Annotated in this window: 17 protein-coding genes; 7 read left to right on the top strand and 10 right to left on the bottom strand. The window is 58.2% G+C overall.

From position 1 onward, the window contains the following. The first annotated feature begins 277 nt into the window (after positions 1–277). Both AC4PS7_RS15160 and AC4PS7_RS15155 read left to right on the top strand, forming a co-directional pair. Positions 278–592, top strand: coding sequence for a hypothetical protein (locus AC4PS7_RS15160; RefSeq protein ID WP_010209119.1), 315 nt, complete (start codon positions 278–280; stop codon positions 590–592). 289 nt (positions 593–881) lie between these two features. Beyond that, the gene (locus tag AC4PS7_RS15155; RefSeq protein ID WP_003234260.1) at positions 882–1,094 is read left to right on the top strand and encodes a cold-shock protein; all 213 of its coding nucleotides are present in this window, start codon (positions 882–884) and stop codon (positions 1,092–1,094) included. Between the two features lie 73 nt (positions 1,095–1,167). Here the strand turns inward: AC4PS7_RS15155 and AC4PS7_RS15150 are convergent, their stop codons facing one another. Beyond that, positions 1,168–1,485, bottom strand: coding sequence for an I78 family peptidase inhibitor (locus tag AC4PS7_RS15150; protein WP_010209117.1), 318 nt, complete (start codon positions 1,483–1,485; stop codon positions 1,168–1,170). A 144-nt stretch (positions 1,486–1,629) separates the two neighbouring features. Continuing rightward, complete coding sequence (locus tag AC4PS7_RS15145) at positions 1,630–1,938, bottom strand: hypothetical protein (RefSeq protein WP_029529088.1); 309 nt, start codon at positions 1,936–1,938, stop codon at positions 1,630–1,632. Between the two features lie 170 nt (positions 1,939–2,108). On the opposite strand from AC4PS7_RS15145, the gene AC4PS7_RS15140 reads away from it, so the two are divergent. Next, positions 2,109–2,321 carry a hypothetical protein gene (locus tag AC4PS7_RS15140; RefSeq protein ID WP_010209115.1) on the top strand — a complete coding sequence of 71 codons (213 nt, stop codon included), beginning with the start codon at positions 2,109–2,111 and terminating at the stop codon, positions 2,319–2,321. A 33-nt stretch (positions 2,322–2,354) separates the two neighbouring features. On the opposite strand, the gene AC4PS7_RS15135 is transcribed toward AC4PS7_RS15140, so the two are convergent. The 7 genes from AC4PS7_RS15135 to AC4PS7_RS15105 are packed head-to-tail and all read right to left on the bottom strand — an operon-like array spanning position 2,355 to position 9,318. Next, positions 2,355–3,383, bottom strand: a complete 1,029-nt coding sequence (locus tag AC4PS7_RS15135; protein ID WP_021491189.1) for a nucleoside hydrolase — start codon at positions 3,381–3,383, stop codon at positions 2,355–2,357. 25 nt (positions 3,384–3,408) lie between these two features. Further along, positions 3,409–3,813, bottom strand: a complete 405-nt coding sequence (gene rbsD, locus AC4PS7_RS15130; RefSeq protein ID WP_010209113.1) for a D-ribose pyranase — start codon at positions 3,811–3,813, stop codon at positions 3,409–3,411. Then, on the bottom strand, positions 3,810–4,727 hold the full coding sequence (gene rbsK / locus AC4PS7_RS15125) for a ribokinase (protein ID WP_010209111.1): 918 nt from the start codon (positions 4,725–4,727) through the stop codon (positions 3,810–3,812). Before rbsK ends, rbsD begins: the two co-directional genes overlap by 4 nt. A gap of 23 nt (positions 4,728–4,750) precedes the next feature. Continuing rightward, positions 4,751–5,773, bottom strand: coding sequence for a LacI family DNA-binding transcriptional regulator (locus AC4PS7_RS15120; RefSeq protein ID WP_010209108.1), 1,023 nt, complete (start codon positions 5,771–5,773; stop codon positions 4,751–4,753). A gap of 3 nt (positions 5,774–5,776) precedes the next feature. Beyond that, positions 5,777–6,754: an ABC transporter permease gene (locus AC4PS7_RS15115; RefSeq protein ID WP_010209107.1), complete on the bottom strand. Its 978-nt coding sequence runs from the start codon at positions 6,752–6,754 to the stop codon at positions 5,777–5,779. Further along, positions 6,751–8,304: a sugar ABC transporter ATP-binding protein gene (locus AC4PS7_RS15110; RefSeq protein WP_010209105.1), complete on the bottom strand. Its 1,554-nt coding sequence runs from the start codon at positions 8,302–8,304 to the stop codon at positions 6,751–6,753. The genes AC4PS7_RS15115 and AC4PS7_RS15110 overlap by 4 nt, the downstream gene beginning before the upstream one ends. 57 nt (positions 8,305–8,361) lie before the next feature. Next, positions 8,362–9,318: a sugar ABC transporter substrate-binding protein gene (locus tag AC4PS7_RS15105; protein WP_010209103.1), complete on the bottom strand. Its 957-nt coding sequence runs from the start codon at positions 9,316–9,318 to the stop codon at positions 8,362–8,364. Positions 9,319–9,871: 553 nt separating this feature from the next. On the opposite strand from AC4PS7_RS15105, the gene AC4PS7_RS15100 reads away from it, so the two are divergent. The 3 genes from AC4PS7_RS15100 to AC4PS7_RS15090 all read left to right on the top strand — a co-directional run bounded on the left by AC4PS7_RS15100 (position 9,872) and on the right by AC4PS7_RS15090 (position 12,077). Then, entirely contained in the window at positions 9,872–10,960 is a 1,089-nt protein-coding gene (locus AC4PS7_RS15100; protein WP_010209102.1) for an asparaginase, read from the top strand. Between the two features lie 171 nt (positions 10,961–11,131). Beyond that, positions 11,132–11,383, top strand: coding sequence for a DUF1654 domain-containing protein (locus tag AC4PS7_RS15095; protein WP_010209101.1), 252 nt, complete (start codon positions 11,132–11,134; stop codon positions 11,381–11,383). Between the two features lie 4 nt (positions 11,384–11,387). Beyond that, positions 11,388–12,077 carry an endonuclease gene (locus tag AC4PS7_RS15090; protein WP_492179542.1) on the top strand — a complete coding sequence of 230 codons (690 nt, stop codon included), beginning with the start codon at positions 11,388–11,390 and terminating at the stop codon, positions 12,075–12,077. Between the two features lie 30 nt (positions 12,078–12,107). On the opposite strand, the gene AC4PS7_RS15085 is transcribed toward AC4PS7_RS15090, so the two are convergent. Beyond that, the gene (locus AC4PS7_RS15085) at positions 12,108–12,473 is read right to left on the bottom strand and encodes an SPOR domain-containing protein (protein ID WP_021491190.1); all 366 of its coding nucleotides are present in this window, start codon (positions 12,471–12,473) and stop codon (positions 12,108–12,110) included. Positions 12,474–12,735: 262 nt separating this feature from the next. Here AC4PS7_RS15085 and csrA point away from each other — a divergent pair, with 262 nt between their 5' ends. Then, on the top strand, positions 12,736–12,930 hold the full coding sequence (gene csrA, locus AC4PS7_RS15080) for a carbon storage regulator CsrA (protein ID WP_003192511.1): 195 nt from the start codon (positions 12,736–12,738) through the stop codon (positions 12,928–12,930). Positions 12,931–13,097: the final 167 nt, after the last annotated feature.

The raw sequence follows: 13,097 nt of genomic DNA, 5'->3' as shown, positions 1-13,097 counted from the left end.
GAACGCCTGCCTTACAGCGGCAGGAGCCTTTCGGCCAACCGATAATCGAACCAGAGTGACTGGAGTGAGCTAAAAAGAATATGGCAAGGCGGCAATTGGCGCGCCTGGAAATAGCCAAGCGCAAGATCCTAGCACAGATGAACGGTCATCGCGGCGCTGCTATCTTGCGTAACGACAAAATCCGGCCTTTATAGCTGCAAAAGTGAACTTGAGCTGTACGCACTACCTCAAACCCACTGAGAATCGCCGTTCGTCCTCGACCCAAAGGAGCATCCTCATGATGCGTTTTACCTCTACTCTCGCTCTCGCCGCTTCCCTGACTGTTCTTTCCCTTGGCGCGCACGCAGCAGCCCCGTCCAACTGGCCAGCCGGTGCTCGCGATAGCTTCGTCAGCGATTGCAGCGCAGCTGCCAGCCAGAACGTAGACGTCAAAACTGCCAAAGCCCACTGCGAATGTGGCGCCGACAAGATCAACGCCGAATTGAGCACTGCCGAAATCAAGGAACTGATGACCAATCAGAACGCCAGCCCGGAGCTTAAAAACAAAGCGGTCGCGGCTATTTCGTCCTGCAAAGTGGTGAAGAAAAAGTAAGATTTGCGGCTGATCACACAGCTGTTTTGCCGAAAAAATGGCCCGAAAACTGCCATTTCGCACAAATTACACAGCTTTTACGGCTTTTTTTACTAGCTGATATTTCGAGCCAAAGCCCCGTAATTCGGGGCTTTCAGCCGACCAAAGCACTTAATGCGACGCTATTGATTAGCAAACAATGCCTTGGGGGGGCTCCCAAGTCGAACATTTCGACTATGATAGCCCGGTGTGCCCAGTTGGCCTGAGCAGCACAGCACTACTGAAAATATATGTTTCTTGGAGATACACCATGTCTAATCGCCAAACCGGCACCGTTAAATGGTTCAACGATGAAAAAGGCTTCGGCTTCATCACTCCTCAAGGTGGCGGTGACGACCTGTTCGTACACTTCAAAGCTATCGAAAGCGACGGTTTCAAAAGCCTGAAAGAAGGCCAAACCGTTTCCTTCGTGGCTGAGAAAGGCCAAAAGGGTATGCAAGCTGCACAGGTTCGCGGCGAGTAATTCTCCGCTGAGCTAAAAAAACCCCGTCCATGTGACGGGGTTTTTTATGGGCGCTGCTAAAGCCTGGAGCGGTTTACCCGCAATTGACCCGCGTGATCACCAGGTTATCGTCGGTGTTCAGATTCAAGCGGTCGGAGCGGTACTCCAGCGTGATCATATCGTTAGGCTTGAGGATGCGTGCGTTCTGGGCACCGGCACGGGTACGGGCCTGCTCCAGCAACTGGGGCGAGGCTTTCTGGCCGATGGTGAATTCGGCGGCCTTCGACTCACAGCGGCTATGACCGGCATCGGCCACGGCGTCTTTGGCTGGCTCAGAGGCGCCCTGGGTGCTGCAACCCGCCAACGCGAGCGCTGCCAACAAAGTACCGAATGATGCGAGCTTCCAAGGCATGAAGCCTCCTATGATAAAAAATGGACAGAGATCGTGCGACAGCGATTGGGCGGATTGGTTTCAAGACGTAAACCGCCGCTGGGCAAGTCTGCCTGACTCTGGGCAGGCATTCGCCCGGTCAATCGTGACCAGATATGAATGTGTTCAGTAGATGTCGATGTAGTCGAACGCCGGCTTCGGCCAGTTTTCCTTCAGCGCATTGAAAATCTGCGTCACCCAGACTTCATCGCTGGCGGCCACATTACCTACGTATCCAGAGCCTTTTGCCCAGGTCTCCAGGCGGAACAGCAGCCCGTCGATATCCACACCACCTACCACCCTCCCAGAGGAGATATAGGCGATTCCGGCCTTGGTCACGCGCAACTGGGTATGTTCGTCGTCGCTGGCACTGGCGAGCAGCAGGCGCACATTTCCCAATGTCAGGTTCTCGGGATTGTTCAAATCGATCTGCACGTGGTGTCCCCGGCAATTAAACAGGCGAACAGTGTCGCACAGCGTCGCCGTCATTCCGAATCGCCTCATGCCTAAGTATCAGTGCCAAACGCGGTACAAAATGGTTAACTGGCCCGGTAAGAACCGCGTTCCAGCGCATTGCCCAGTACTCTCAACCCCGCGAGACAGTCATGACCACCGTAACGCTCCAAGCCGACATCAAAGCCAAGTGGCCACAAGGACAAAGCTCCTACAGTCCTGGCAGCCCAGAGGAATTGGCAATCATTGGTATCGACCTACTGGTCAAGGAACTGGGCACGCAGGCGGCGCAAGCGTTTATCGGCCAGATATTCGAAAAGTATCCGGCCGATCACATGGGGGCACACGACCCCGAGCGCGAATAAGAACCGGCCAGCGAACGCCGACCGGTCAACCCCTTACTTCAGGCGCGCCAGGCGCTCAGTCAACAGATCGAAGAAGCCCTGCGCGTCGCCATTCTCAACCCAGAACACATTCTTGTCCTGCTTCAGGCCGTCGTACCAATCGACGATGGTCTGGCCGAAGGTCGGGCCTTCACGGCTATCCACCACCATATTGGCCTGACGACCACTGAACAGGGAAGGCTTGAGCAGGTAGGCGATGACGGTAGCGTCATGCACCGGGCCGCCAGGAATGCCGTAGTGCTCCATGTCGCCCTTGACGTATTCGTTAAGAATATCGCCCACCACCTTGCTCGCGTTGTTCTTGATGTCGGCGATCTTTTTCAAGCGTGCTTCGCTGGTCAGTACCTTGTGGGTCACGTCCAGCGGCAGATAGGTCAGCTTTACGCCGCTCTTGAGCACAATCTCGGCTGCAACCGGGTCGGCGAACAGGTTGAACTCCGCCACCGGGGTGATATTGCCGCCATTGAAGTGCGCACCGCCCATCACCACCACTTCCTTGATGCCTTGGGTGATTTCCGGCGCCTGGGTCAATGCCAGCGCCAGGTTGGTCTGCGGGCCAAGCATGGCGATGGTGATACTGTGAGGCTTGGCGGTGCTGAGGGTCTTGATCAGGTAATCAACGGCATTGCCGTCCGCCAGGCCCTTTTTGGGCTCATGCACGGTGACACCGGAAATACCTTCCTTGCCATGGATGTTCTCGGCGTAGATCGGTTTGCGCAGAAGAGGTGCCGGCGCACCGGCGTACACCGGGATTTCTTCCCGCCCTGCCCACTCACGGGCCAGCCGGGCGTTACGGGAGGTCTTGTCCAGGCGAACGTTGCCGGCGACGGTGGTCAGCGCGCGGATGTTCAGCTCATCCGGAGAGGCCATGGCGAACAGCAAGGCCACCACGTCATCAGCGCCGGGGTCGGTGTCGATGATCAGATCGATCTTTTCCGCCGCCTGGGCGCTTGCAGCAGTGAGTGCGGACAAAAGCAGAACACTCCGGAACAGGTTTTTCAGGGTTGGAAGACTACATTGCATAAAACACTCCTTGTCGTTGAGAACGCTAGAACGTTACGCCGGACACCAGCGCGATATTGCAGTAAGGCTGGCATTCGCCAGTGCGCACCACGGCGCGTGCCTTGCGGCTGAGCTGTTTGAATTCTTCATGGCTGACCAGGCGCCGCTCACCGAGGGCGGTCTGTTCTGTGAGTGCGTTGAGTTCAGCCAGTGCCGGCGGTTGCTTGAGCAGGATTTCTTCGGCCAACACATGGCTCTCCACTTGCATTTCACTGAGCACGATACGCAAGGTGCTGATGAAATCCGGGATGCCCTGGGTCAACGCCAGGTCAATCAGCTCGACGCCCGGCGGCACCGGCAGGCCGGCATCACCGATCACCAGGATGTCACCGTGCCCCAGAGAGGCGATCACGCGCGACAGGGCGATATTGAGCAGAGGTGTCTTTTTCATGAGGGCACAAAACCTTGTACGTCGTGCAGCGTTGGAATAGAGGGCTGTGCACCGGCACGGGTGACCGACAGTGCCGCCGCGACCTGGCCAAAACGGATGGCCTCGGCCTCGCTTTTGCCGTTGGCCAACGCCGCGGCAAAGCCACCAACAAAGGTGTCCCCCGCAGCCGTGGTGTCGACTGCCTTGACCTTCGGCGCCTGCAAATGCTCAAAGCGCTGGCCGTCGGTAAACAGCGCGCCCTGAGCCCCCAGGGTGACGATGACTTTGCCGGCGCCCGCCTGAATCAATTGGGTCGCAGCCACTTTGGCAGCGTCAATCGAATCGACTGTCACGCCGCTGAGTGCGGAGGCCTCACTTTCATTGGGGATCAAATAGTCGATCGATGCATACCACTCAGCCGGTAATGGACCGCTGGCCGGAGCCGGGTTGAGGATCACCGTCTTACCCAGCTCACGGCCGCGCTTGAGCGCATAGCCCACCGTATTCATCGGGACTTCCAGCTGGCAGACGATCACGTCAGCCGCCTGCAATACTGCGTCGAACGCCTGCAACGACGCAGGCGTCAGTTCGCCGTTACTGCCCGCCACGATCACAATCGCGTTCTGGCTACTGTCATCGACCACGATCAGGGCCACGCCACTGGAGCCGTCCACGGTGCTCACGGCCTGGCAATCGATGCCTTCCACCAGCAATGCCTCGCGCAACTGACTGCCATAGGCATCGCTGCCAACGCAGCCAATCATTGAAACATCGGCCCCCAAGCGTGCCGAAGCTACAGCCTGGTTCGCGCCCTTACCGCCAGGCACCGTGGAAAACGTTTGGCCGATCAGCGTTTCACCGGCACGCGGCAGCCGGCTGGCGCGGGTCACCAGGTCCATGTTCAAGCTGCCTACTACCACTACTTTTGCTGGCATACATCAGTACTCATCAATTCGATTCAGCGGTATTGGGCAAATGTACCGGCGACGGGCGCCGTCGACTCGCGCAACACAATGCTCGGCGTCACGATACGTTGATCGATCGGCATGTGGGGTGTTGCAATTCTTCGCAGCAAGAGTTCGGCCGCCGTCTCGCCGAGTTGCACGATCGATTGCCCGACCGTGGTCAACGCCGGGTAGACATAACGGCCCATTTGAATGTCATCAAAACCGATCACCGACAGCTCGCCCGGCACGCGGATGTTACGCTCCGCTGCTGCGCGCAACACGCCGAAACCAATCATATCGTTGCTGGCAAAAATCGCGCTGGGCGGATTTTCCGTCAACAATTGCACGGCGGCGGTATAACCGCCCGTGCTGGTGAAGTCACTTTCCTGGGTGCGATTGGCTGCCACCGTTACGCCTGCCTCTCGCAGCGCACGGTGATAGCCCGCCAAGCGCATTTGCGCGACACGGGTATGGGCAGGTCCGCCGATGCAGGCGATGTCTCGATGGCCCAGTTCGAGCAAGTGTCGGGTCGCCAGGTAGGCGCCCTCCTCGTGGTCAATACGCACCAAATCCACGTCGATGCCATCCAGCGCCCGGTCGACAATCACCATGGGCGTACGTACCGCGCTCAATCCAGCGGCAAGGCCGCTGTCATCGCCGCCCACCGAAGTTACGATCAAGCCGTCGATGCGTTTTTCCAGCAACACGCGCAAATAGTTGCGCTGCTTTTCGGCATTGTCGTCGGAGTTGCACAGGATCACGCAATAGCCGTTACGCTCGCAGTAATCCTCGATGCCCCTGGCCAACTCGGCAAAATACGGGTTGAGGCTGTTGGGCACCAACAAACCGATGGTGGCTGTGGTCTTGGCCTTGAGCGAACGCGCGACGGCACTGGGCACGTAGTCGAGCTGTTTGATCGCCGCTTCGACCTTGATGCGCACCGGCTCACTGACCGGGCGCGTCTTGTTCACCACATGAGACACCGTCGTGTAGGAAATACCTGCAAGCGCTGCCACATCCTTGATCGTTGCCATGGTTCAGCCTCGCCGACTGGCGCGCTGACTGCGGTAGGTATCGAGGACCACGGCAATCACGATCACGGCACCGGTAATGATGCGCTTCGTGGGTTCCGTGGCGCCGATCTGCGCCAGGCCTGCCGCCAATACCGAAATAATCAATACACCAAAAAAGGTACTGATCACCGAACCGCGCCCGCCCATCAGGCTGGTACCGCCGATCACCACCGCCGCGATCACTTGCAGCTCAAGGCCGGAGCCGGCATTCGGGTCCGCCGCTTCCAGGCGCGAGATCTGGAACAGCGCAGCCACACCTGCCAACAGGCCCATGAGGCTGAAGACCAGGATCTTGTAGGGCTTGGGATTGATCCCCGCCAGGCGTACGGCCTCTTCGTTGGTGCCGATACCGATCAGGTAACGACCAAATACGGTGCGCGTTAGTACAAGCTGTGCGGCGATGATCACCAGCAAGGCGATGATGAACGACGGCGAAATACCAAAGGCAATCGGATTGGACAGCCAGGCAAACGAATCACCAATGTAGGCAGTGCGCGAGCCGGTCATCTGGTACGCGACGCCACGGGCCATCTCCAGCACGCCGAGGGACACGATAAACGACGGAATGCGCCAGGCCACGGTGATCGAGCCGGTGATGGTACCGGCCAAGGCTGCACAGCCCATACCCAGCACGGCAGCCGGCAACACACTCCAGCCCCAGCCGAGGATCGCCACGCTGACGGCCGACGCCGCCAGTGCCAGTACCGACCCCACCGACAGGTCAATGCCGCCGATGATGAGGATGAAGGTCATGCCCACCGCCAGTACCATCAAGTCTGGAATCTGGTTGGCCAGGGTGCTGAAGGTGTCATAGGACAGGAAGTGGTCGCTGAGCACCGAGAACAGCGCGATCATCGCCAGCAAGGCGCCCGCCAGGCCCAGGTAGGTGCCGAGGCCGTAGAAGTTGCCGCCAGTCTTGCCGGGGGAAGTTGTGGTTTTCATGGGGTATCCCTAAGCACTGCATCGTTGAGCAGCGCATCACGTTTCTGATAGCCGGCAAAGGCGGCGGCGAGCAATTCGTCCTGGGTCCAGCTGTCGCGCTCGAAGGTCTCGATCAAGCGACCGGCGGACAACACGCCGATGCGGTCGCAGATCAGCATGAGTTCACGCAGATCACTGGACACCACCACCAGCGCTTTGCCCTGGCGGGTCAATTCGCCAAGCAAGGCATAAATATCGAATTTGGCACCGACGTCGATGCCACGGGTCGGCTCATCGAACAGCATTACCGAGCAATCGCGCTCCAGCCAGCGGCCGATCACCACTTTCTGCTGGTTACCGCCGGACAGCTCGGAGACCAACTGCGCCGGGCTGGAACTGCGGATGCGCATGGCGTCGATCTGACGCTTGGCCAAGGCGGTTTCGTCGCGGCTGTTGACTACGCCCCCGCCAGAGATCTCCGGCATGTTGCCCAAGGCAATGTTGGCACTGATGGACTGGGTCAGCAGTAAGCCTTCCCCCTTGCGGTCTTCGGTGATCAGGGCAATGCCATGACCTACCGCGTCCACGGGCGAGCGGATGCTCACGACCTGGGCCGGCGAACCGAGCGCCACAGTGCCGCTGTCGGCCAGGTCGGCGCCGAAGATCAGGCGCAACAATTCAGTCCGCCCCGCGCCGATCAGGCCGGAGATACCATAGATCTCGCCTGCGCGCACTTCGAAGGAGACGTCGCGGACCTTGTCCGAGCGGGTCAAGCCTTTCACCGTCAGGGCCGGGCCGCCGATGGTGCGTGGGCCCAGGTCAATGTGCTCGCCCAGCTCACGCCCCACCATCAGGGTGACCAGTTGCTCGCTGTTGTAGTTGGCCATCGGCTCGACACAGACCAGCTTGCCGTCGCGCAACACCGCAATGCGCTGGGCCACACGCGCCAGCTCTTCCAGCCGGTGTGAAATGTAGATAATCGCCACGCCCCGGGCCTGCAGGCGGGTGATTTGCTCAAAAAGCATCTCGACTTCGCGGGCAGTGAGCATGGCCGTGGGTTCGTCGAGGATCAGTACATGGCAGTCGCCGATCAGGTTGCGGGCGATTTCGACCATCTGCTGATGGCCAATCCCCAAGCTGCCGACCAGTGTATCCGGGTCGATAGCATCCAGGCCGACCTGGGCCATGGCCTCGATCGCAGCCTTGCGCAGTTGCTTGCGGCTGATCCAGCCACAGTGGCTGGGCAGGTTATCCAGGAACAGGTTCTCGGCGACGGTCAGGGTCGGCAGCAGGTTGAGCTCCTGCATGACCATGCGCACGCCCAGCTCTTCGGCCTGGGTGCGGCTGCCAGGGCGGAAATCCTGGCCATTGAACTGCATGTGCCCGGTGGTCGGTGTGACCAGCCCGCCGATGATCTTCGACAAGGTGCTTTTGCCTGCGCCGTTCTCACCGGTCAGCGCCAACACTTCCCCGCGATTGAGCGTCAGGGTGATGTCGGACAGAACCGGCTGGGCATAGGTCTTGCCGATACCGCTGACCGAGAGGACAGCGTTCGGGGCGGAAGATGACATAGGAAAATCTCCAGGCGCCCGCTCAGGACGAGCGGGCGCTGTTGGGTACTGCCAGGATTACTTCTTGAGGACGAGTTCGACCGGGGTTTCGATCACGCCGTCTTTGGAGTCGACTTTCTCACCCTTGACCAGCTTGAGCGCGTTCTGGATACCGAACACGGCTTGCTGGGCAGCTGCCTGGTCAGCGGTGGCGAGCACACGACCGTCTTGCAGCATCGGCTTGATGGCCTCGATGTTGTCGTAGCCGACCACCAGTACTTTGCCGGCCTTGCCTGCCGCTCGCACAGCGGAGACGGCGCCCAGCGCCATGTTGTCGTTACCGGCCAACAGCGCCTTGAGGTCCGGGTATTCACTCAGCATGGCGGAGGCAACCTTCTGACCCTGGTCAATTTCCCAGTTGCCGGATTGAGTGGAAACGATCTTCATGCCTGCAGCGTCCATCGCGTCCTTGTAGCCTGCGGTGCGCTGCTGGGCGTTGGTGGTCGTCGGCACACCTTCGATGATGCCAACCTTGTCACCCGAAGCCAGTTGCTTGGCCAGGTAGTCGCCCACCAGCTTTGAGCCCTTGCGGTTGTCCGGACCTACGAACGGGATATCGAGATTCTTGCTTTTGAGCACGTCCGGGTCCAGGCGATTGTCGATGTTGACGACTTTGATACCCGCATCGGACGCCTTCTTCAGCACGGTGACCAGCGCCTTGGAGTCAGCGGGTGCGATGACGATCGCGTTGACCTTGGCGAGGATCATCTGGTTGACGATATCGATCTGCGCGCTGGTGTCGGTTTCGTTCTTGATCCCGTTGGTGATCATGTCGAAATCGGCGGCGTGTTCTTTCTGGTACGTCTTGGCACCGTCTTGCATGGTGACAAAGAATTCATTGGCGAGGGATTTCATGACCAGGCCGACCTTGGGTTTGGCGGCGTCATCAGCGAATGCAGAGGAGAGAGGCAGGGCAGCGGATGCGGCGGCAAGCACAGCGACAGCAAGAAGACGTCCAGCGAATGGCAGCTTCATGGGTTCACTCCGATCTTATGATTATTGTGAGCAACGCTTGCACCGAAGGGCACTTCGGCAGCCTTCCCACCCGGGTGGCTGAAACGAGCTGTCACGATACTCCAGGAGTGTTCCGTGAAACATCTCGCAAACGTTTGCGTTATTCAAACTATGAGAACCTTGTCGAGATTTGTCAACGGTTGAAAATAGCCTTTCATCTCACCCTTCCCCCGCGACAAACAATCACGTCTGTAAACATAGTGCGCGCTTGATCGTTCTCTAAAACGACAGACTGTGCTGCGTCACGCCTGCAAACCTTCACGCGGCGAGCGCCAGCTCTTTCGGACAACCGAACGCAATGTCGTCTGATGTTCGGAAAGCCGGACGCCCACCGGGTCAATCGCCATTAAATTTCAATATAATTTGTTATAAATCAAAGATTTAATTTGTAAATGGATTCACGCTCAGCCTGGTACAAATCCTGCTCTACCCCGTTACCTCGCGGCATTCAGTATCGCCCGGGTGTTCTAGATGAACCTGCTACAGCACTCATCAAAAACCAGAGAGAAAAATAATGAAATCTGCACTGAAAAACTTTGTTCCGGGCGCGTTAGCCCTCCTGCTGCTGTTCCCCGTTGCCGCCCAGGCAAAGGAAGTTGAATCCAAGACCAAACTGTCCAACGTGGTGATCCTCGCCACCGGCGGCACCATTGCCGGCGCCGGCGCCAGCGCGGCCAACAGTGCCACCTACCAGGCGGCCAAGGTCGGCATCGAGCAATTGATCGCCGGTGTTCCTGAGCTTAGCCAGATCGCCAACGTGCGCGGCGAGCAAGTGATGCAAATTGCGTCCGAAAGCATCAACAACGAAAACCTGCTGCAGCTGGGTCGCCGCGTCGCCGAATTGGCCGACAGCAAGGACGTGGACGGCATCGTGATCACCCACGGTACCGACACCCTGGAAGAAACCGCCTACTTCCTGAACCTGGTGGAAAAAACCGACAAGCCAATCGTGGTGGTCGGCTCCATGCGCCCAGGCACCGCCATGTCGGCAGACGGCATGCTCAATCTGTACAACGCCGTGGCCGTGGCCGGCAGCAAAGATGCACGCGGCAAGGGCGTGCTGGTCACCATGAACGACGAGATCCAGTCGGGTCGCGACGTCAGCAAGATGATCAATATCAAGACCGAAGCGTTCAAGAGCCCATGGGGCCCACTGGGCATGGTGGTTGAAGGCAAGTCCTACTGGTTCCGCTTGCCTGCCAAGCGCCACACCATGGATTCGGAATTCGACATCAAGAACATCAAGAGCCTGCCCGATGTCGAGATTGCCTATGGCTATGGCAATGTGAGCGATACCGCCTACAAGGCACTGGCTCAAGCCGGCGCCAAAGCGATCATCCACGCTGGCACCGGCAATGGCTCTGTGTCCTCCAAAGTCGTGCCCGCACTGGTAGAACTGCGCAAACAAGGTGTGCAGATCATTCGTTCTTCCCACGTGAATGCCGGCGGCATGGTGTTGCGTAACGCCGAACAGCCTGACGACAAATACGATTGGGTCGCGGCCCTCGACCTGAACCCACAGAAAGCCCGCATCCTGGCAATGGTCGCCCTGACCAAGACCCAGGACAGCAAAGAGCTGCAACGGATGTTCTGGGAATACTGATTCCTAGCCGCGTCCTGTAGGAGCGAGCTTGCTCGCTCCTACAAATCCCCGCCCCCGCCCTACACGAAATTGCCTGATTTGCTGTCAGACGGACTTCTTGAAGTTTAAGCAGTTGCGAAAACGCCTACAGTTAAATACTGTATTTGCGTACAGCATATTAAGGAATACTCCGTGGCAAAGTCCTCTTCCGCAGCGCCAACCCCGCCCGATGCCTACGAACGCCTGGCTGTTCGTGTGCAAAAGATCATCAATTCGACCAACGCGCAGAAAGCCAAGGCGGCCTTGATCTTCCGTTTGCCGGAAGAGCCTGAGGATGAGTGGGCGCGCTTGCTGGAGGAAATCGCTGAAAACGACAACGTCACCCTCGCCTATCGGGACGACGGCGGTGTACAGATTTTCTGGGTTGTACCGAAGGAAGATTGATTCAATGAGTGTCCGTTTTATCGCTGTGTGTTGCCTGTTTCTCACCTTCACCGCCCACGCCCAGGCGCCCCGAACCTTCAGTGAAGCCAAGAAAGTCGCCTGGAAGCTCTACGCCCCACAATCCACCGAGTTCTATTGCGGTTGCAAATACACCGGCAACCGTGTGGATTTGAAGGGCTGCGGCTACATCCCACGCAAAAACGCCAACCGCGCCGCACGCATCGAATGGGAGCACATCGTTCCAGCGTGGCAGATCGGGCATCAGCGTCAGTGCTGGCAGGATGGCGGGCGCAAGAACTGCACGCGTCACGACGACGTGTTCAAGCGCGCCGAAGCCGACCTGCACAACCTGGTGCCGAGCATCGGCGAGGTCAATGGGGACCGTAACAACTTCAGCTTTGGTTGGCTGCCGGTGCAAAACGGGCAATACGGCTCTTGTCTGACCCAGGTGGACTTCAAGGCCAAGAAGGTCATGCCGCGCCCTTCCATTCGGGGGATGATCGCCCGCACGTATTTCTACATGAGCAAGCAGTACGGCTTGCGCCTGTCAAAACAGGATCGCCAGCTATATGAAGCCTGGAACAAGACTTACCCGGTGCAGGCCTGGGAGAGTCAACGCAACCAGACCGTGGCGTGCGTGATGGGGCGTGGCAATGAGTTTGTCGGCCCGGTAAACCTCAAAGCCTGCGGTTGAACGTGGGCGGGGCGCCCGCCCACGTGGCCCTTATTGGGCGGCACTGTGCTCAATGATTTCTGACACAGTGTCGGTTTTTTTGGCGCGGGCCATTTTCTCGTTGAGCAGGGTCTGTTTCGCCTCGGCTTCAGCCTTGGTTGCGAAAGGCCCCAGCAGGACTTCGTCCTTGCCATCCACTTTCACGATGTAAAAATTGAAACCATGCTCCAGCAGCCAGGCCGTGAGGTCGGTGATCGCCTGCAACTTGTGGTCCGGCGGGCCTACCCGAACGTCCCATTCCTGGGCGGCAATCGCGCCGGTCTGGGGCTGGCTTTCGGTCACGGCAGGCTTGGGCTTGGGCGCATCGACGCTTTTGCCTTCACCGCAACCGGCCAATGCCAACACCGCAATTGCCATCGCTACTTTACGCACTGCCCTGCTCCTTAAAAGATAAAGAGGCGACTTTATCATTCACTGTCTATTCTGGCCGTCATAAACGTTGGCTTAAACAATGCGAATCATGTATCGCAGACCTGTATGATGCCGCCATGGGAATTAATGTCGCCTCTATGCGTCCTAAAAGAGGCAGTCACAGGGAAGCGCTTAGCAGTAAGCTACACACATCCGACACCTGCCCTGTCTGAAACATGTGTCCTTAAAAGTAATCAAGGAGAAGTCCATGCTTATACTCACCCGCAAAGTCGGTGAAAGCATAAACATCGGTGATGACATAACGATCACCATCCTGGGCGTAAGCGGCCAGCAAGTACGAATCGGCATCAACGCCCCCAAAGATGTTGCCGTGCATCGCGAGGAGATCTACCAGCGCATCCAGGCTGGCCTGACTGCACCGGACAAAAACCAGACGCCTTGAAGCGCCCTCAGTAGCCAGCCTTTTCGTTCACTGTAATGGCTGGCGAAAACTTCTTCGGATTGCTCTGATCTTTGTTGCGTGATAGACGTCGCCAACGTGTTCATCTTCGTGGAAAGATGAAACTGTCTTCACGCCTGGAACTAGTTGTTTCATTCGCGGCCGAATCC

Source organism: Pseudomonas sp. DW-iso3 (assembly GCF_058725305.1).
This window is presented reverse-complemented; position numbering and strand designations above follow the sequence as displayed.

Coding starts and splice junctions, on each gene's coding strand:
- AC4PS7_RS15160 (WP_010209119.1), top strand. CDS start 278: ATGATGCGTTTTACCTCTACTCTCGCTCTCGCCGCTTCCCTGACTGTT.
- AC4PS7_RS15155 (WP_003234260.1), top strand. CDS start 882: ATGTCTAATCGCCAAACCGGCACCGTTAAATGGTTCAACGATGAAAAA.
- AC4PS7_RS15150 (WP_010209117.1), bottom strand. CDS start 1,485: ATGCCTTGGAAGCTCGCATCATTCGGTACTTTGTTGGCAGCGCTCGCG.
- AC4PS7_RS15140 (WP_010209115.1), top strand. CDS start 2,109: ATGACCACCGTAACGCTCCAAGCCGACATCAAAGCCAAGTGGCCACAA.
- AC4PS7_RS15135 (WP_021491189.1), bottom strand. CDS start 3,383: ATGCAATGTAGTCTTCCAACCCTGAAAAACCTGTTCCGGAGTGTTCTG.
- rbsD (WP_010209113.1), bottom strand. CDS start 3,813: ATGAAAAAGACACCTCTGCTCAATATCGCCCTGTCGCGCGTGATCGCC.
- rbsK (WP_010209111.1), bottom strand. CDS start 4,727: ATGCCAGCAAAAGTAGTGGTAGTAGGCAGCTTGAACATGGACCTGGTG.
- AC4PS7_RS15120 (WP_010209108.1), bottom strand. CDS start 5,773: ATGGCAACGATCAAGGATGTGGCAGCGCTTGCAGGTATTTCCTACACG.
- AC4PS7_RS15115 (WP_010209107.1), bottom strand. CDS start 6,754: ATGAAAACCACAACTTCCCCCGGCAAGACTGGCGGCAACTTCTACGGC.
- AC4PS7_RS15110 (WP_010209105.1), bottom strand. CDS start 8,304: ATGTCATCTTCCGCCCCGAACGCTGTCCTCTCGGTCAGCGGTATCGGC.
- AC4PS7_RS15105 (WP_010209103.1), bottom strand. CDS start 9,318: ATGAAGCTGCCATTCGCTGGACGTCTTCTTGCTGTCGCTGTGCTTGCC.
- AC4PS7_RS15100 (WP_010209102.1), top strand. CDS start 9,872: ATGAAATCTGCACTGAAAAACTTTGTTCCGGGCGCGTTAGCCCTCCTG.
- AC4PS7_RS15090 (WP_492179542.1), top strand. CDS start 11,388: ATGAGTGTCCGTTTTATCGCTGTGTGTTGCCTGTTTCTCACCTTCACC.
- AC4PS7_RS15085 (WP_021491190.1), bottom strand. CDS start 12,473: ATGGCAATTGCGGTGTTGGCATTGGCCGGTTGCGGTGAAGGCAAAAGC.
- csrA (WP_003192511.1), top strand. CDS start 12,736: ATGCTTATACTCACCCGCAAAGTCGGTGAAAGCATAAACATCGGTGAT.